General features: G+C 67.0%; 13 protein-coding genes. 2 read left to right on the top strand and 11 right to left on the bottom strand.

The genetic code is table 11. The annotated features are described in order from the left end of the window. Window positions 1-46 precede the first annotated feature (46 nt). The 4 genes from tuf to C8D03_RS20450 form a co-directional block, all read right to left on the bottom strand. Window positions 47-1237 carry an elongation factor Tu gene (tuf, locus tag C8D03_RS20465; protein WP_103872334.1) on the bottom strand — a complete coding sequence of 397 codons (1191 nt, stop codon included), beginning with the start codon at window positions 1235-1237 and terminating at the stop codon, window positions 47-49. Between the two features lie 115 nt (window positions 1238-1352). Further along, the gene (locus C8D03_RS20460) at window positions 1353-2372 is read right to left on the bottom strand and encodes a hypothetical protein (RefSeq protein ID WP_146170241.1); all 1020 of its coding nucleotides are present in this window, start codon (window positions 2370-2372) and stop codon (window positions 1353-1355) included. A 29-nt stretch (window positions 2373-2401) separates the two neighbouring features. Next, window positions 2402-3679 (bottom strand): nicotinate phosphoribosyltransferase, encoded by a 1278-nt coding sequence (gene pncB, locus C8D03_RS20455; protein WP_108049191.1) that lies wholly within the window; start codon window positions 3677-3679, stop codon window positions 2402-2404. Between the two features lie 40 nt (window positions 3680-3719). After that, entirely contained in the window at window positions 3720-5597 is a 1878-nt protein-coding gene (locus tag C8D03_RS20450; RefSeq protein WP_108049188.1) for a TRAP transporter large permease, read from the bottom strand. Window positions 5598-5905: 308 nt separating this feature from the next. Here C8D03_RS20450 and C8D03_RS20445 point away from each other — a divergent pair, with 308 nt between their 5' ends. Together C8D03_RS20445 and glpD are read left to right on the top strand one after the other, a co-directional pair. Next, window positions 5906-7243, top strand: a complete 1338-nt coding sequence (locus C8D03_RS20445; RefSeq protein WP_108051856.1) for a nucleotide sugar dehydrogenase — start codon at window positions 5906-5908, stop codon at window positions 7241-7243. A gap of 7 nt (window positions 7244-7250) precedes the next feature. After that, window positions 7251-8762 (top strand): glycerol-3-phosphate dehydrogenase, encoded by a 1512-nt coding sequence (gene glpD / locus C8D03_RS20440; RefSeq protein WP_108049186.1) that lies wholly within the window; start codon window positions 7251-7253, stop codon window positions 8760-8762. An 11-nt stretch (window positions 8763-8773) separates the two neighbouring features. Here glpD and C8D03_RS20435 read toward each other — a convergent pair whose 3' ends face one another. The 7 genes from C8D03_RS20435 to tssC form a co-directional block, all read right to left on the bottom strand. Further along, entirely contained in the window at window positions 8774-10099 is a 1326-nt protein-coding gene (locus C8D03_RS20435) for a M23 family metallopeptidase (RefSeq protein ID WP_108049184.1), read from the bottom strand. Between the two features lie 217 nt (window positions 10100-10316). After that, window positions 10317-13067 carry a type VI secretion system ATPase TssH gene (gene tssH, locus C8D03_RS20430; RefSeq protein ID WP_108049182.1) on the bottom strand — a complete coding sequence of 917 codons (2751 nt, stop codon included), beginning with the start codon at window positions 13065-13067 and terminating at the stop codon, window positions 10317-10319. A 24-nt stretch (window positions 13068-13091) separates the two neighbouring features. Beyond that, a complete protein-coding gene (gene tssG, locus C8D03_RS20425) occupies window positions 13092-14051 on the bottom strand; it encodes a type VI secretion system baseplate subunit TssG (protein WP_108051855.1) in 960 nt (319 codons plus the stop codon). Window positions 14052-14134: 83 nt separating this feature from the next. Next, on the bottom strand, window positions 14135-16096 hold the full coding sequence (gene tssF / locus C8D03_RS20420; RefSeq protein ID WP_108049180.1) for a type VI secretion system baseplate subunit TssF: 1962 nt from the start codon (window positions 16094-16096) through the stop codon (window positions 14135-14137). A gap of 5 nt (window positions 16097-16101) precedes the next feature. Then, on the bottom strand, window positions 16102-16650 hold the full coding sequence (locus C8D03_RS20415; RefSeq protein WP_108049178.1) for a type VI secretion system baseplate subunit TssE: 549 nt from the start codon (window positions 16648-16650) through the stop codon (window positions 16102-16104). 162 nt (window positions 16651-16812) lie between these two features. Continuing rightward, entirely contained in the window at window positions 16813-17295 is a 483-nt protein-coding gene (locus C8D03_RS20410; protein ID WP_108049176.1) for an Hcp family type VI secretion system effector, read from the bottom strand. A gap of 142 nt (window positions 17296-17437) precedes the next feature. Further along, on the bottom strand, window positions 17438-18943 hold the full coding sequence (tssC, locus tag C8D03_RS20405; RefSeq protein ID WP_108049175.1) for a type VI secretion system contractile sheath large subunit: 1506 nt from the start codon (window positions 18941-18943) through the stop codon (window positions 17438-17440). Window positions 18944-18955 lie beyond the last annotated feature (12 nt).

Here is an 18955-nt window from a genome sequence, read left to right as displayed (position 1 = left end):
GCGGCGTTTCCGCCGCCCCTTCAAAGCTTTGCAGCCAATGCTTGAATCAAGCGATGATGCTTGCGACGACGCCGGCGCCGACGGTCCTGCCGCCTTCGCGGATGGCGAAGCGCAGCTTCTCTTCCATCGCGATCGGCACGATCAGGTGCACTTCCATGGCGATGTTGTCGCCCGGCATCACCATCTCCGTGCCTTCCGGCAGGTGCACCACGCCCGTCACGTCGGTCGTGCGGAAGTAGAACTGCGGGCGGTAGTTGGTGAAGAACGGGGTGTGGCGACCGCCCTCCTCCTTGGTCAGGATGTAGGCCTCGGCCTTGAACTTCGTGTGCGGCTTCACAGAGCCCGGCTTGCACAGGATCTGCCCGCGCTCGACGTCCTCACGCTTCGTGCCGCGCAGCAGCGCGCCGATGTTGTCGCCCGCCTGGCCCTGGTCGAGCAGCTTGCGGAACATCTCGACGCCCGTCACCGTCGTCTTGACCGTGTCCTTCAGCCCGACGATCTCGATTTCCTCGCCGACCTTGACGATGCCGCGCTCGACGCGACCCGTCACCACCGTGCCGCGGCCCGAGATCGAGAACACGTCCTCGACCGGCATCAGGAACGGCAGGTCCAGCGGACGCGCCGGCTGCGGGATGTACTCGTCGACCGTCTTCATCAGCGCCAGAACCGCGTCATGGCCGATGGTCTTGTCGCCATTGTCGAGCGCGACCTTGGCCGAACCCTTGGTGATCGGGATGTCGTCGCCGGGGAAATCGTATTTCGACAGAAGCTCGCGGATCTCCATCTCGACCAGCTCGAGCAGCTCGGCGTCGTCGACGAGATCGACCTTGTTCATGAACACCACCAGCGCCGGAACGCCGACCTGGCGCGCCAGAAGGATGTGCTCGCGGGTCTGCGGCATCGGGCCGTCGGCCGCCGACACCACCAGGATCGCGCCGTCCATCTGCGCCGCGCCCGTGATCATGTTCTTCACATAGTCGGCGTGGCCGGGGCAGTCGACGTGAGCGTAGTGACGCGCAGCCGTCTCGTACTCGACATGCGCCGTCGAGATCGTGATGCCGCGGGCCTTCTCTTCCGGAGCCTTGTCGATCTGGTCATACGCCGTGAACGTCGCCCCGCCCGACTCCGCCAGGATCTTCGTGATCGCAGCCGTCAAAGACGTCTTGCCATGGTCGACGTGACCAATCGTTCCAATGTTGCAATGCGGCTTCGTCCGAGCAAATTTCTCTTTGGCCATGACACCCTGTTTCCTGACAACGGCCCTACGAGGCCTTCCGAAAGCGCGGTCGCATTAGGGGTTTTTCGGGTGGGATGCAAGGTTGCGCTTGCACGGCGCTCCTGAGACCGGAGACTCATGAACCGAAGTTGACCGATTTGATCTGAAACATCGGGAAGGAGGGGCCCATCCAGACCTCGCCTTGCCCGAACATCGCGCCCTGGTCCCGCAAGAACAGCTCCTCGAAAGATTGGGCCGCCACGACCTTGCGGATCTTCGGATCCATCAAATAAGGCATCGCCTGGCGCAACTGCCCCGCATTCTGGACCGCGCGCAACGGCGCGCCGTTGAGCTTCAGCGGGAAGCTCACCGTCCTGGCCACGAGCGCGGGATCACCCGAGCGGAAAGCTGCCTTGATGATCCGAAATCCACGGTAGGCTTCGATCGCCTTGAAGCCCTGGACCTCATAGGATCGAACGAGCTCCTTCGACATATCCGGGACCGTGAAATGCATGGCAATCGGATTCTCCGGCTTCTTGAGCGCTCTGCGCAGGCCACGCGCGACCAGGACCAAAGCCGCGTGCTGATCGTGAAGCCGTTGGGAGACCGCTGCCGAGCTCGAACCCCGCCCGTTCCGCAAGCTCTCGATGATCTCCTCCTCGACGATGTTCTCGTTGGCCCTCGGCGTCTGCCGCATGCGCGCGGTTAGCAGCGCCTTGACAGCGTCCTCATATTGAAACTGCGCCGCCCAGGCCCGTTCCTCGACCTCAGCCAGCGCCGCGTCGAGGCCGGCGGGACCGCCGGTCGCGGCCGCCAGATCAGCCGGCAGGAATTTGAGCATTGCCTCGACGGGGCGCGGCCCCGGCATGTCCGGATCGGGACGAATATCGAGCGTAGCAGTCTGGCCGAGAAGCACCATGCTGATCGGTTTTGCGATCGCGTCGAGCGGCTCGGCGGCGATCAGGATCAACGCGACGGCCGGAAGAATCCGGGCTCTCGAAAACCAGACCATATTGCCCCCGCCAGGACGAAACCCTGCCGCCGCTTGTTCGCCAAGCGTTTCGATCCCGCCTCGACGCCGAGACCTGTGGCCGCCAGCGGAAACATTACCATAGGTCATTTCGCGCTCCTTGTAAGCAGACGGCACGTGACCCACCGCTCCGACGTCAGCGCAGCCGGTGCTGGCTAGGCGACGCCGAACACCCGCCGGTAACGCGCCACCGCCCCGCCCTCGCCCGAGACCTTCTCGGGATTGTCGGAGAGCTTCACCGCGGGGCGGCCATTCGCCTTCGTCACCTTGCAGACCAGCGACATCGGGTCGAGCGCGCGCGAGCCGTCCGGCGAGCAGCCGACGAGGTCGTTGGTGAGATCGGTGCCCCAGCCGAAGGCCATCCGGACCTTGCCGTCGAAGTGACGGTAGACGCGCTCGATCGCATCGACATCGAGCCCATCGGAGAAGACCAGCAGCTTGTCCTTCGGGTCGCGCCCATGCGCGCGCCACCACGCCATGATCTCCTCGCCAGCCGGGATCGGCGGCGCCGAATCGGGCCGGAACCCCGTCCAGTCGGCGACCCAGTCCGGCGCATGACGCAGGAAGCCGGTGGTGCCGAAGGCGTCGGGCAGAGCGATCAGCAGGTTGCCGCCATAGACCTGGCGCCATTCGTCGAGCACGCGATAAGGCGCGCGCAGCAGTTCCTCGTCGCTGTCGGCGAGCGCGGCCAGCACCATCGGCAGCTCATGGGCATTGGTGCCGATCGCCTCGAGATCGTTGTCCATCGCCAGCAGCACGTTCGAGGTGCCGCTGAAGGCTGCGCCCAGCCCCTCCTTCAGCGCCTCGACGCACCAGCGCTGCCAGAGATGGCCATGGCGCCGCCGCGTCCCGAAATCCGAAAGACGCAGGCTCGGCAGCTTCTGCAGCCGCTCGACCTTGTCCCACATCTTCGCCTTGGCCCGGGCATAGAGCACGTCGAGCGCGAAGCGCCTCTCACCGACCATGACCCGGCGCGCGCGCAATTCGTTGATGATGGCGAGCGCCGGCACCTCCCACATCGTGGTGTGGGTCCAGGGCCCCTCGAAATGCAGTTCGTACTGCCCGTCGACCTTGCGCAGCTCGTACTCCGGCAGCTGGAAATCGGCGAGCCAGGCGATGAACTCCGGCGAGAACATCTGCGTCTTGCCATAGAACGAGTTGCCGGAAAGCCAGATCAGCTCCTTCTTCGAGAAGCGGACGCTGCGGGCATGGTCGAGCTGGGCGCGCAGTTCCGCCTCGTCGACGATATCGGCAAGGCGGATATGCTTCGAGCGGTTGATCAGCGAGAAGGTGACCTTGACCTGCGGATGGAAGGCGCGGATCATCTGCAGCATCAGCAGCTTGTAGAAATCCGTGTCGAGCAGGCTGCGGATGATCGGGTCGAGCCGCCAGCCATGATTGTAGGTCCGCGTCGCGATATCGGTGACGGTCATGCTGGCGTCCTGTCGGCCTGTCTCGTCGCAAGGTGGCACATCAGAACAGCGCCTTGAGCCACAGGGCAAGCGAGCTTGGCGCGCGCGACGGCCAGGCGGCAGCGCCGAGCGACAGCACCGCGAGCGCGACGAGCAGCACGCCGAGCAGCGGCAGCACCGCCCGAAACACGGCGCCCGCCGGCACGCGCATGATGCCGCTGACGACATAGACCAGAATGCCGAGCGGCGGCGTCAGCCCATGGATCATCAGGTTGACGACCAGGATCACGCCGAACTGGATCGGATCGAGCCCGGCCGCGACCGCGACCGGCAGCAGCAAGGGCGCCAGCAGCAGGATCGCTGCCCCGATGTCGAGGAAAAGTCCCGCAACCAGCAGCACGAGATTGGCGAGCAGCATCACAGCATAGGGCCCGCCGCCCAGCCCGGTCACCAGCCCGGCCATCACGTCGGAGACGCGGTCGAGCGCCAGCAGGAAGGCGAAGGGCGCCGAGGCGCCGATCAGCAGCCCGATCGCGGCCGCTTCTGTTGCGGTGCTGCGCAGCGCCGCCAGGATGCCCCGGCCGCTCAGGCTGCGCAGCAGCAGGCAGGCGACCAGCGCATAGGTGACGGCGAGTGCCGAGGCCTCCGTCACCGTCACGACACCGAAGCGGATGCCGATGACCACCACGACGCCAAGCCCGATCGCCGGCAGCGCGCCAATGAGGCTCGACACGCGCTCACGCGGGCTCGCCTTCGGCGCCGCATCGACGACGTTTCGCACCGTCAGATGGATGCCGATCGCGAGCGCCACAGCCAGCACGCCGCCGGCAACGAAACCGCCGACCAGCAGCGACCCGACCGAGAGATTCGTCGCCGTCGCCAGCAGCAGGAAGGCGATCGAGGGCGGGATGATGTTGTCGAGCATGGAGACACCGGCGACGATCGCCGCCGCATGGGCCGGCGGATAGCCGCGCGCCACCAGCGTCGGCGCCATCACCTTGGCCCCGAAGGCGGCGTTGGCGACAGACGACCCCGACGCGCCCGAAAACAGCACGCTCGACACCAGCGCCGTCTGGGCGAGCCCCGCGCGTCGATGCCCGACCAGCGCGGCGGCGAAGCGCACCAGGCGCTCGGCCAGTCCACCCGACGTCAGGAGTTCGCCGGCCCACAGGAAGAAAGGGATTGCCAGCAGCAGGAATTTCGAGACCCCGGCGACCGTGTTCTGGACGATCGCCGGCTCCGGCAGCAGGCCGCCGAAGGCGCCGGCAATCGAGACGCCCGCGAGCAAGGCGAGCGGGAGCGGCGCCCCCAGCAGCAGGCCGGAGCCGGCGAGCAGGGCTGCGGCGAGACTGGGTGTCGCAAGGACCAGCCCCGTCGAGAGCTGCGCCAGCGCGTAGAAGCACGCCCCAAGCAGCAGGGCAGCCAAGGCATCGCGCCAGCCCCGGTCGAGCGCCGCCCGCAGCGTCAGGACGAGCGCCGTCAGTCCGCCCCCGAGGGCAAACACGGCGAAGCGCAGCCATTCCGGTAGTCCGAGCACGGTCGAGGTGCCGCCGACGAGCAGCGCGACATTCGCCCCCCCGAGCGCGAGCACGAGCGCACCGTGCACCGCGATGCCCCCGGCCAATGCGTCCGCAAGCCGGCGCTGACCCGATGGCAACAGCCGCACCACTACATCCAGCCGCATCGCGAGCGCGCCGGTAACAGCGAGCGGTGCGCCGGTCGCGATCAGCGCGACATGCAGCCAGATCGCAAGCTCGTCGGACCAGACGAAGCCACCGCCAAGGATATAGCGGCGAACGACCGCCGCCATCACCACGAGGAAGAGCGTGGCCAGCAGCGTCGCGCCGAGCGCCCGCAGCACGGCTTCGAGCGCCGCAAGCAGGCGCGTCGCGGCCTCGCGCCATCCCGGCTGCTGCACCGGGCCCTCCTCGCCCTTCATGTCCACGTCTGCCCCAAACCCGAATCCTCGCCCGGCGGCTTCCAACCCGTATAGCGCGGCGACCATCTCCGTCATGCTCGCCCTAGTGGCGAGCATCCATGTCTTGACCACAGGCCTCGACCAGCGAAGCCGTGGATGGTCTCGACAAGCCCGACCGTTACGAGAGAGGCGGCAACGCTGGATGGGACGAGAGATGCGCTCGCGTTGACTCATCCCCTGAACTCGGCAAGGACCAGACCCGGCCGACGCCCCTGCCGGATCGCGATCTCGGTCCCGGGTGAAGCTTGCCGGAGTCGAGGTGGATGGTGATGGCGCAGGCGGCGCAGCGGTTCGTGGAGAAGGTGCGCGACCGCTCGGTCGTGCTCGGCGTGGTCGGGCTCGGCTATGTCGGCATCCCGCTCGCGCTCGCCGCGCTGCGTCGGGGCATCAGGGTCATCGGCTTTGACATCGACCAGGCTCGCGTCGACCAGATCAATGCCGGCCGGGAGACGATCAAGCACATCCCGATGGACCTCATCGTCGAAGGGCTCGCGAACGGGCGCTTCGAGGCCACCACCGATGTCGAGCGCCTGTCTGAACCCGACGCATTGCTGATCTGCGTACCGACCCCATTGTCGCGCCATCGCGAGCCCGATCTGTCCTATGTCGTGAAAACCACCGAGGCGATCGGCAGGCGCCTGCGCAAGGACCAGCTCATCGTGCTGGAATCGACGACCTACCCCGGCACCACCGACGAGCTGATGCGCCCGATCCTCGAACACGCGACGGGCCTCGCCAGCGGCAAGGACTTCTACCTGGCCTATTCGCCCGAGCGCGAAGACCCCGGCAACGCCCAGTTCGGCACCTCCGACATCCCCAAGGTCGTCGGCGGCGACGGTGCGGACGCGCTCGCCATGGCCGATGCGCTCTATGCCGCCTTGGTGGTCAGGACCGTGCCGGTCTCCTCGACCGCGACGGCCGAAGCGGTGAAGTTGACGGAGAACATCTTCCGCGCCGTCAACATCGCGCTCGTCAACGAGTTGAAGCAGGTCTACGCCGCGATGGGCATCGATGTCTGGGAGGTGATCGAGGCGGCCAAGACCAAGCCCTTCGGCTACATGCCGTTCTATCCCGGCCCCGGACTCGGCGGGCACTGCATCCCGATCGACCCATTCTACCTGACCTGGAAGGCGCGCGAGTTCGACGTCGCCACGCGCTTCATCGAGCTCGCCGGCCAGATCAACACCGAGATGCCCTATCTCGTCGTCGACCGGCTGGCCGAGCTCGTCGACCGCCAGCTTGGCCGGAGCTTCAGCGGGGCCCGCATCCTCGTCATCGGCCTCGCCTACAAGAAGAACATCGAGGACATGCGCGAGAGCCCTGCCCTCAAGCTGATCGAGCTGATCGAGAGCCGGGGCGCACAGGCCGCCTATCACGACCCGCACATCCCAGCGATTCGCAAGACGCGCAAGCATGGTGGGCTGACCGCGCGCACCAGCACGCCCCTGACGGCGGAGAGCCTCGCAGACTTCGATGCGGTGCTGATCGCGACCGACCATGACGAGGTGGACTACGGCCTGATCGTCGCCCATGCGAAACTTGTCGTGGATACCCGCAATGCCTGCGCCCGCCATGGGCTTGCGGGCGCGACCATCTTCAAGGCGTGATGGCGGCATGAGCGAAACCGAGCCGACTTACGATCTCGCCGTCATCGGCGGCGGCATCAATGGCTGCGGCATTGCCCGCGACGCAGCCGGGCGCGGCGCCTCCATCATCCTGTTCGAGAAGGATGACCTCGCCAGCGCCACCTCCTCGGCCTCGACCAAGCTGATCCATGGCGGGCTGCGCTATCTCGAGCATTACGAGTTCCGGCTCGTGCGCGAGGCGCTGATGGAGCGCGAACGGCTCTGGGCCATCGCGCCGCATATCATCTGGCCGCTGCGCTTCGTGCTGCCGCACCACAAGGGCCTGCGCCCGGCCTGGCTGCTGCGGCTCGGCCTTTTCCTCTACGACCATATCGGCGGCCGCAGGAAGTTGCCGGCGACGCGTACGCTCGACCTCGCCGAGGATGCAGCCGGCCGTCCCCTCAAGGACGAGGGCGCCAAGGCCTTCGAATATTCCGATTGCTGGGTCGAGGATTCGCGCCTCGTCGTGCTGAACGCGATGGATGCCGCGAGCAGGGGCGCCGCGATCCACACCCGCACCCGCGTCGTCGCGGCCGACCGCGAGAACGGCCTCTGGCGGATCGCCACCGAGAGCGACGGCGCCCGCACGACCGTGCTCGCCAAGGCGCTGGTCAACGCCGCCGGCCCCTGGGTCGGCGAGATACTGGGCGGCGTGGTTCGCTCCAACACCAAAGCCGCCGTGCGCATGGTCCAGGGCAGCCATATCGTCGTGCACAAGCTTTACGAGCACGACCGCTGCTACATCTTCCAGAACGGCGACGGGCGCATCGTCTTCGCTATTCCCTATGAGCGCGACTTCACCCTGATCGGCACCACAGACCGCGACTTCAAGGGCGATCCGTCGGAGGCGAAGGCGACGCCGGAGGAGATCGATTATCTCTGCGCTGCGGCGAGCGAGTATTTCCGCGAGCCGGTGACGCCGCAATCCGTGGTCTGGACCTATTCCGGCGTGCGCCCGCTCTATGACGACGGCGCCTCCAAGGCGCAGGAGGCGACGCGCGACTACGTGCTGACGCTCGATGCGCCTCAAGGCCAGGCGCCGCTGCTCTCGGTCTTCGGCGGCAAGATCACGACCTATCGACGCCTCGCCGAATCGGCATTGGAGAAGCTTGGCCCCCATGCGGGCTGGGCTGCCCGACCGACCTGGACCGTGACCGGCACCCTGCCCGGCGGCGACTTTCCGGTCGAGGGCTTCGAGGCGCAGGTCGATGCCCTCGCCGCCGCCCATCCCTGGCTCGCGCACAAGACCGCGACGCGGCTGGTGCGCGCCTATGGCACGAAGGCGCTTGGCATCCTTGCAGGCGCCGGCAGCGTCGACGATCTCGGCCGCCATTTCGGCGCCGACCTCTACGAGCGCGAAGTGCTCTATCTCATGCGGGCAGAATGGGCGAAACGCGGGGCCGATGTGCTCTGGCGCCGCGGCAAGCTCGGCCTGCGGCTGACCGCCGCCGATCAGCAGGCACTCGAGCACTTCATGTCGGAGCAAGCGGCGAAGGGCTGATCCCGATCAGCTCAGCGTATCCCTGCTGGCAGCGCAGGCTGCGACAGCCTGTTGCCGATCTCGATGAACTTCAGCGGGTTGCTGGCCTCGCCCGCGAGACGGGTCTCGTAATGCAGATGAGGGCCCGTCGAGCGCCCGGTCGAGCCCAGTCGGCCGATGACCGCGCCGGGTGGCACGATCTGGTCGGCCTTGACGTCGAAGGCGCTGAGATGGGCGTAGCGGCTGGTCAACCCGTTGCCGTGGTCGATCTCGACGAGGTTGCCATAGCCGCCGGCGACCTCGGCCCGCAGCACTTTCCCCGCCCCCGTGGCCCGGATAGGCGTCCCGGTCTCGCCGCGAAAATCCATGCCGGCATGCATGGCCGCAGCCCCCGTGAACGGGTCCGTGCGCATGCCGTAATTGCTCGTCGTGCTGTCGTCTCCGTCGAGCGGCCGGCGCAGCGGAACGATATGGGCGAGCTCGCGCCAGCGGCCAAAGACAGCCTGCCCCTCGCCCAGCTGCACGATCCGGTGCTCGAAGCTGCCCGGTCGCATCGTCACCGAAAACGGGATCAAGGGCCCGCCCATCGCCTGCCGGGCAGCTGGCAGCCGGAGCTTGCCGACATCCAGCCCGAGATCGGCCAGCGCCACCCTGATCTCCTGCACCCGCCCCGCCAGCCGCAGGCCGAGTGCCGAAACCTGCTGGCCCTGCGCGAGGTCGACCCGGTCGAGCGATAGCTGCAGCACCGCGATGCGCTCGGCCAGGGGCAGCGGCTCCTCGGCCCGCAGCGCGGCCGAGATCTGCCGTTTCTGCGGTGCCACCACCGCGGGGTTGATGCGTTCGAGGATGTTGCCGGGGGCAAAGACGTCGTTGGCGGCAAACCCGCTCCCGCCCGGCGCCTGCGCTCCGCTTCCAGGCAGCACCGGGGCCACCGCCTGCCCGGTCAGGGTGCCGAGCAGGTTCTGCCGCGCCTCGAGCTCGATCTGCCGCGTGATCAGGTCGGTGAGCTGGTCGTCCCCACCATCCTTGCCGGCCGCCCCGGGCGCGCGCTGGGTCGCAATCGAGCTAACCAGCCGGCGCGTCAGCACCCGCATCTTCTCGTCATGGCTCGCCTGGAGGACCTGCTGCTCCTGTTGCAGCGCGGCGACGACGCTCTTCTCCTGAAACAGCAGCCAGGTTGCGGTCGCGCCCCAGCACAGCCCGAGCACCGCCGTGACCAGCACCATCACCCGGCCCGTCTTGCCAACGAGTGAGGGCCGTTTTTTGCGCATGTCGGGCGGGCGCGGCGGCTCGCCGACCCGGTCGGCCGCCCCGCCGGCCGGGCTGGATCGGGCCTTCAAGCGAGCTGGTTGCAACATCCGCCGCTCTCCTGGCCAGGCGCCTCGAATGCGTCTGACGATGGAGCATATGTAGCAGGCGGCTGGGGTCCGTCATACGGAGGACCCCGAACGGGGTGAATCCAAGCCTGAAGGACACGATCATGGAGCTGGACCGACGGCCGGGACGAGAGACGGCCCAGGCCGGGAATCAGGGGGCCGCCAGCCCGGTTTCGATCGCCCCCGTCGACCGTCTCGATCACGACACCGCGTAGGCGAAAGCTCCGTTCTCCACCGAGACCTTCGCCTCTGTCAGCGGCATCTTTTCGAGCTGGAGGCCGAGAATCGCGCGCGACAGCGCCGGCAGCATCGAGTTGGTGACGATATTGTCGATCATGCGCCCGCCCGAATCCGGGTCGTTGCACTGCGCCACGATGTGCTCGACCACCGCATCGTCATAGACGAAGCCGGCATCGTGGTTGTCGCGGATGCGCTTGCCGATTCGGCCGAGCTGGAGCCGGACGATCCCGCCCAGCATCTCGGGCGAGAGCGGGTAATAGGGGATCGTGACGAGGCGCCCGATCAGCGCCGGCGGGAACACCTGGAGCAGCGCCGGCCGAAGCGCCACCGCCATCGCCTCCGGATCGGCCCGCTCGGCGGGGTTGGCCGCCATCCGCATGATCTCGTCGGTGCCGACATTCGAGGTCAGGATGATCAGCGTGTTCTTGAAGTCGATGCGCCGGCCCGTGCCGTCCTCCATCACACCCTTGTCGAAGACCTGGAAGAACAGTTCGTGCACGTCCGGATGGGCCTTCTCGACCTCGTCGAGCAGGACGACCGAATAGGGCTTGCGCCGCACTGCTTCGGTCAGCCGCCCGCCCTCGCCATAGCCGACATAGCCGGGAGGCGCTCCCTTCAGCGTCGAGACGGTGTGCGCCTCCTGGAACTCGCTCATATTGATGGTGATGACGTTCTGCTCGCCGCCATAGAGCTGCTCGGCCAGCGCCAGCGCCGTCTCTGTCTTGCCGACGCCCGATGGGCCGCAGAGCATGAACACGCCGATCGGCTTGTTTGGATTGTCGAGCTTGGCGCGGTTGGTCTCGATGCGCCTTGCGATCATCGCCAGCCCGTGATCCTGCCCGACGACGCGCTTGTTCAGCGTCTCGGCCAGCTTGAGCACGGTCTCGATCTCGTCGGCGACCATGCGACCGACCGGGATGCCGGTCCAGTCGGAGACGACCGAGGCGACCGACTGCTCGTCGACATGGGCGTAGATCATGCGCTGCGCCGGATCGATGCCGCCCAGCGCCGCGAATTTCTCGGCCAGCGTCGCGCGCGCCGCGGCGGGATCGACCGCCGGCGCGGCGTCCACGACGGGCGCGGCCGAGGCCTCGGGAGCGGCCTCCCCGGCTTCGTCGGCAGCGACCTCCCTCGCGACATCGGCCTTGGGGTCGGCGGCGGACTCCGGCGGCTTCTCGCCGAGTTGCACGCGCAGCGCCTTGATCTCCTCGACGATCGCAAGTTCGCTCGCCCAGGCGGCTTCGAGCGCCGCGAGTTTCTCCTGCCGCTCCGCGATCTCGACATCGATCTCGCCCAGCCGCTTGGAGGTTTCGCCGCCGAGGTCCTGATCGGAGGTCAGCGCAGCCTTCTCCTGCTCCAGGGCAGCGATGCCGACCCGCGCATCCTCGATCGCGGCCGGCGTCGCACTCTGGCTGATCGCGACGCGGGCGCAGGCGGTGTCGAGCAGGCTGACCGCCTTGTCGGGGAGTTGGCGCGCCGGGATGTAGCGGTGCGAGAGCGTCACCGCAGCCACGATAGCGGCATCGGAGATGCGCACCTTGTGGTGTTTCTCCATCGGGGCGATCAGCCCGCGCAGCATGGTGCAGCAGCGCGCGACATCCGGCTCGTCGACATTCACCGGCTGGAAGCGCCGGGTCAGCGCCGGGTCCTTCTCGAAATACTGCCGGTATTCCGACCAGGTCGTCGCCGCGATGGTGCGCAGCGTGCCGCGCGCCAGCGCGGGTTTCAGCAGATTGGCGGCATCGCCCGTGCCGGCTGCACCGCCGGCGCCGATCAGCGTATGCGCCTCGTCGATGAACAGGATCACCGGCGTTGGCGAAGACTGGACCTCGTCGATCACCGAGCGCAGCCGCTGCTCGAACTCGCCCTTCATCGAGGCGCCGGCCTGCATCAGGCCGATATCGAGCGCGACGACGCGAACGCCTTTCAGCGGCGGCGGCACGTCTCCGGCCGCGACGCGCAGGGCGAAACCCTCGGCGATGGCGGTCTTGCCGACGCCGGCCTCGCCGGTCAGGATCGGGTTGTTCTGGCGGCGGCGCATCAGCACGTCGATGACCTGGCGGATTTCGTCGTCGCGGCCGAGGATCGGGTCCATCGTCCCGGAGCGCGCCTTGACGGTCAGGTCCTGCGAGAAGCGGTCGAGCGCCGTCGTGCCCCTAGCACCCTCGGCCTGCGCGGCGCCAGGCGTGCCGGCAGCAAGCAGGCCTGAGCCATCCATCGGCCGCAGGTTTTCCTCCTCCGAGCCTTCCCAGATCTTCGCGTGGCCGGCGGCGAGTTCGTCGACGGGGATCTTGCCGAACTCCTTGGAAATACCCGTCAGCGCCCGGCGCAGCTCCAGCGACTTCAAGGCAGCGACCAGGACATGGCCGGTCCTGATCTGCGTCTCGCCGAAGAACAGCGTCGCGTAGTGCCAGCCTCGGTCGAGCAGGTCGACGATGTTGTTGGCGACGCCGGGCATCTCCGTCTCGTTCTTGCGGAAGCCCTCGATGACGCCCCCGATATCGGTCGCGAGCTTGCCCATATCGAGGCTGTAATGCTGCGCCGTCAGGCCGATATCGGTCGATCGCCGCTGCAGTATCTGGGCAAGCCAGTGCGCCAGCTCGACATTGCGGTTGCCCGCCCCCTTGGCCTGGCGCAGCGCCTGGATGAAGGCCTCATAGCCGACCCGGTTGAGCTTGCCTGTGACGGCTTCGAGACTGATGTCGGCCATGATGGTCTCCTTGGTCGTCAGGATTTAAGTCGGCCGGCTGCGCTTCTGGCGCATGCGCTCGGCAGGATGGAAACGGGCGTCGCGGCGCAGCGCCCCGGGCGAGGCATCCCAGTTGGGTGACATCCAGCTCGTCCAGCCGAGATTGCCGAACTGTCCGAGCCGGGCCGGCTTGACCTCGCCGACCGGCAAGGCGAGTTCGACATCCCATTCGAACTGCTCGCCGAGATGGAAGAAGACCGCATCCGCCAGCGGTTCGCAGCGGTCGCCATTCGGCAGGAAGCGTGAGAATTCCGCCAGATTCTGCGCTACGATGCAGATGCGGAACTTGTCCTCGACGCTGTAGACGCTGGCGCCCAGCAGGGCGTCGCTACCGAGCGTGCAATGGCGCCCGCCCAGCCGCGTGCGGTCGGCCGGATCGAAGACCAGCCACATCCCGACGAACTGCTCGATCTCGACCTCGGCCTTGAACAGCCCCGCCAGAAGCCCGCGCAGGCGCGAGGCCGACTTGGCCTGCGCGCCGATCAGCCCCGCATGGGCCAGCTTCTCGGCGTCCGGCACCGTGTCGCGGTTGAGATAGGGCCCCGAGCCCAGCCCGATCTGGCTGCCGACATAGGCCGCGAAACGATCGCGCTCGGGCCGGTCATGCTGCGCGATCGGCCGCGAATCCGCCCAGGCCCGGAAGAAGAGCTGCAGGAAGCGGTGGTTCAGGATGTCGAGGAAGCGCGGAAAGGCATCGTCGCGCAGGAGCTGCCAGTGATAGCTCTCCTCGGTCGTCGCCAGCGGCAGCGCGCCCTGCGGCCCGAGCAGGCCGAGGAACTTGACGAAGACCCGTAAGCGCCCCTGCAGGTCGCGGTCGGCCTCCGCTATCGTCGAGGCCGGGAAATCGAGATAGGCCTGTTCGCCGAGCGCGACATATTCGTCCCGCCTGGCCGCCACGTCGCCGATCCGCGCCCGCTCCGGGAAGCTGCGTTCGAGCCGCCGCATCACCGCGTAGAAGTCGAAGCGCCAGGGCTCGTCCTGGAGCTGCTCGGCATAGCTCGGCTCGCGCTGGAGATCCGTGCTGTCGCTCACAGGATGCGCCTCGCTCCCGCACGCGGCGGCCAGCGCATCACCTCGCCGCGCTCGACGGTGCGGATCACCGTCTGGGTGAAATGGTTCATCGCCGCATATTCGGCGAAGAAGCGGTCGAGCACCGCCCCGAGCAGAAAGACGCCCGAGCCCTCGAAGGCCTTCTCGTCGAGAACCACCGTGATCTCGAGCCCGCGTGCCGCCCCCGTTCCACCGCGCTGCGGAAAGCGCCGCACCACAGGGCGGCTGTCGACGCTCTTGATGCCGCGGATGCGCCGCTCGGTGGCGCTGTCGGCGAGGTCGGCGAAGAGCGAGAGCAGCTCCCGCAGCGCCTCGCCGTTCTGCCCGGCCCCGCGCTGGACGAGGCCGAGATGGTTCAGGCTGAGCAGGTTGATCAGCCGCCAGGTCACGACGCCGGTGCTCGCCGTCTCGGACCGCAGCCGCAATTGCGAGACGATCGGCTCGCGCGGCGCGGTCGGCCCCGACAGGCAGGCGACATCGAGCGCGACATTGTCGATCAACCGGAAATCGGCGCCGCCCTCGCCTGTCGGCAGATGCTCCGGCAGGTGCCGGTTCGAGCACAGCGCGCGCACGCTGAGTTCCGCCACCGAGACGCTGTCGCTGACGCCCGCCGGCTCGACCAGCGAGATGAACATGTCGGTGCCGGTATAGTCCGACGATCGGCCCGTGCGCCGCTCGGCGACGGAGCGGCGGCGAGGCAGCCGGCGCTGCGTGTAGAGCAGCCCATGCGTCGGCGAGGCGCCTTCCGGCGACGAATAGAGCGGATGGACCGGCTGCTTCTCGCGCCCGCCGACATAATGGGCGTGGACGGAGAGGATGCTGTGTGGCTCGTAGTCGAGCTGGCGGCTACGGTCCGGCACGACATGGAACTCGTGCTGGTTGCTCTTCACAGGTATCCGATCGGCCGTCTTCTCGAACAGATTGATCGCCGGCGCGGCATAGAGCGCGAACATCTGCTTCTGCACCGCCGCGGCAAGGCGCGTATTCACCTCATCGAAGACGAAGATGACGTCGACCGCCTTGGCCGTCAGCCGCGGCATGATCCGGGCGAGCCCGTCGAGCCGAAAGCCCAGGAACTTGCGCGGGAACCAGAACATCTCGCGCAGCAGGTCGAAGCCGCGGAAGACCCGGGTATCGGCCGGCAGCAGCGCCTCGTCCTCGGAAAAGCCGAGCTGCTCCAGCGAACACGCATCGCCGGGCGTGATCACGGGATCGCCAAACTCGTCGAGATGCCGGAAATAGATGCCGACGCAGTCGGAGAAGAGCTGCTCGTAGAGCGCCATCGCATCGGCTTCCGCACCGAGCAGATGGACCGTCAACTCCTTGCAGCGGCAGCCGGACAACCAGCTCGTCGGCGTCTTCAGCGCCTGTGCCGCCGTAGGCTCCTGCTCGGGATCGGCCATGGTCCGGTGCGTCAGCGACAGCCGCAGCCCCGAGAGCGCGCGGTGATCTGTCGCCAGGCCGAGCGCCTGCAGCGGCCCCGGCGCCGGGATGTACTCGGCCGCCGCGATGTCGAATGGCCACATCGTGACATCCGCGCCCAGCCGGTAGCGGCAGGCGACACGACGCTCGCGTTCGAGATAGGTCGCGTCGATATAGGCGCCACGCGGGATCGTCATGCCCTCGCGCAGGCCGGGATCGGAGAAGGGCGGCCGGATGCCGGCGAGCAGCGCCGACGGCGTCGGTGAAAGGTAGTTCGGGACGAGTTGCTCGAGCAGGTTGCTGGTGAATTCCGGGAACTCGTGCTTCAGCTTGAGCTGGACCCGCGCCGCCAGGAAGGCTGCGCCCTCGAGCAGGCCGCCGACCATCGGGTCCATACGCTCGCCGACCAGCCCGCCCAGCCTTTCGGCAATGCCGGGATACTCTTCCGCAAATTCCTTCGTGTGCTCCATGAAGAGGCGGAGCTCTTGATTGTAGAAGTCGAGGAACTCCTGGTTCATCGCCCCTATCGGCTCCTGATCGCCATCTTGCCGGTGTCCAGTTCTAGATCGGCGACGAACTGGACAGGCACGTTGAGCGGTTCGCAATTGAGGTCCGCCCGCACAAGGAAGCGCACCTTGAGTTCGGCTGCATCGAGAGAATCGTCGCGCTCGACGGCGATCGAGTCCCGGATCAGCCGCGGCTCGTAGCCGAGCAGCACCGCCACCATGTCCTCCCGGATCAGATCGACGCGATGCTCGTCGATCGAGCGGTTGGTCAGGTCGGGAAAACCGTGGTTCAGGATCGAGCGGCCGACATGCTCGAACGCCGACAGGTCGACCGCCGAGGCCAGGTTGATCGTGTTCACCAGCCCTTCAAGGTCGATCGCGATCTCGCGCCGGAGCTTCGGCTCGGTGATGGCGGCGCGGGGTGCGGCCCGGCGGTTGGCGATCACCCTTTCGCCGCCGGCATCGCGCAGGTCGAGCGAAACCTTCGCATCCTTTTCAAGATGCGCTTCGCGGAAGGCGAACATCAAGGGCGGCCGCAGCCGCTTCCTGGAAATCGCGCCGTTCATGGCATCGGGCCGTTCATGGCACCCCGGATCGCATCTCGGTCATCGGCTGAACCTGCCTCCGGCAGGCACACAAGCACGATGGCCGTCGCGGCGCTTCTCCGCAACGACCATCGCAACGCAGCAGGCCGGCGACGCTCCCGCGACACCGGCCGGCCGTTGATGTCACTTCTTGTTGGCCTTGAGATCCCAGGTCATGGTGACCGGTGCGTCGAGCGTGCCGTCCTTCTTCTGGGACTTGTACTCGTACTTGATCTTGGCGAAGTTCAGCGAGAACTGATCCGTCGGGACACTGCTGCCGCCGGCTGCGTCGCCCGACTGGTAGCTCGACACCAGCAGGTCTTCCAGCGTCAGGACATAGTAGTCCTGCTGGTCCTCGCCCTGCTTGCGGACGAAGAGCGAGGCCTTCTTGATATGCTTGCCGGTGGCGCAGGAGAGCGCCAGGTTGGCCGAGGCCTTGCCGACGGACGAGGTGAAGTGGATGTCCTGGAAGCTCGCCTTGCCCGCGCCACCGCCGGTGCCGGCGGAATGCGAGCCGCCATTGCTCACACCCCAGGAAAAGGAATCGACCTCGATCGTTTCCTTGTGTTTGGAATCCTGGCTTTCGCCCTTGATGCCGTCGATCTCGAGAAGGAAGTCGGAAGCCATGATCGTTCTCCAACGTTTGGAATGAGGGAAAAATCGGGTTGCAAAATCCGGGTACTGGACACAGTTCTCCTGCGCGCTCGGTCTCGATCGACCGAAGCGCCGAAGGCCTTCTTGCTGACGTCACATGCTGGTCAGGTGACGATCACGTCTTGGGAGCTGGCAGGCGTGAGACCAGGCTCAGGCCGATATCCATGCCCTCGAGCTGGAAATGCGGTCTGAGATAGAACTTGGCCGAGTAGTAGCCAGGGTTCTCCTCGTCCTCGAAGACGTCGATGCGCGCATCGGACAGCGGGCGCCGTGCCTTCGTCTCTTCGCTGGAATTGACCGGATCGCCATCGACATAGTCGGTGATCCACTCCTGCAGCCAGCGCCGCAGCGGCTCCTTTTCCTTGTAGGAGCCGACCTTGTCGCGCACCATGCACTTCAGGTAGTGCGCGAAACGCGACACCGCGAACATATACGGCAGGCGCGAGGACAGGTTGTCCGAGGCTGTCGCCGCGACCCCGTCGGGGCCGGAGAAGGCCTTGGGCTTGTAGAGTGACTGGGCGCCGATGAAGGCGGCCTTGTCGGTGTTCTTGCGATGGATCAGGGGGATCAGGCCGGATTTGGCCAGCTCCGCCTCGCGCCGGTCGCTGATCGCGATTTCGGTCGGGCATTTCAGGTCGATGCCGCCATCATCGGTCGGGAAGGTGTGGGTCGGCAGGTTCAGCACCTCGCCGCCCGACTGCACCCCGCGGATGCGCGTGCACCAGCCATATTCCTTGTAGGCGCGGTTGATGTTGACGGCCATCGCATAGGCCGCGTTCATCCAGGCGTAGTTGTCGCCCTTGTGCCCGTCGGTGTCCTCTTCGAAGGCGAACTCCTCGACCGGCTCCGATTTCGCGCCGTAAGGCACCCGCGAGAGCACCCGCGGCAGGCACAGCCCGACATAGCGGGAGTCGGCTGCGTCGCGCAGGCCCTTCCAGGCCGCATAGTCCGGCGTGTCGAACACCTTGCCGAGATCGCGCGGGTTGGACAGCTCGGTCCAGGAGTCCATGCCCATCAGTGTCGGCTCGGCGCCGGCGAAGAAGGGGGCGTGGGCGGCAGCCGCAACCTTGGAGAGGTCGCGCAGCAGCTGCACGTCGGTCGGCACATGGCTGAAGTGGTAGTCGCCGACCAGGCAGCCGAAGGGCTGTCCACCGAGCTGACCGAACTCCTGCTCATAGACCTGCTTGAACAGCGGGCTCTGGTCCCAGCGCGCGCCGGGATAGGTCTTCAGATTGCGATAAAGCTCGTTCTTCGAGACATTCATCACCTTGATCTTGAGCTGCGCATCGGTCTCCGAGTTGAAGACCAGATAGTTCAGGCCGCGCCAGGCGCTCTCGATCTTCTGGAACTCGGGTGCGTGCAGCACCTCGTTCATCTGCTCGGTCAGCTTGGCGTCGAGCCTGGCGATCATCTCCTCGATCGTGTCGAGCACGTCGTTCTTGATGAGCGTCGAGTCCGAGAGCGCCTGGTTGACCAGGGTCGCGATGCCGGCCTCGACCTCGGTCGCGGCCCGCTCGGTCTTCGGCTTGAAGCTCTGCTTCAGGACCGAGGCGAACTCGTCGAGATCACGGGTCTCGGCGACTGCGCCGCCGGGCTGCTGGGTCTGTGCTTCCGCTGCCATTGCCGCCTCGCT

This window comes from Bosea sp. 124, assembly GCF_003046175.1.
Lineage (GTDB): Bacteria > Pseudomonadota > Alphaproteobacteria > Rhizobiales > Beijerinckiaceae > Allobosea.
The sequence above is the reverse complement of the archived record's forward strand: the minus strand, read 5'-3'. Positions and strand labels throughout refer to the sequence as shown.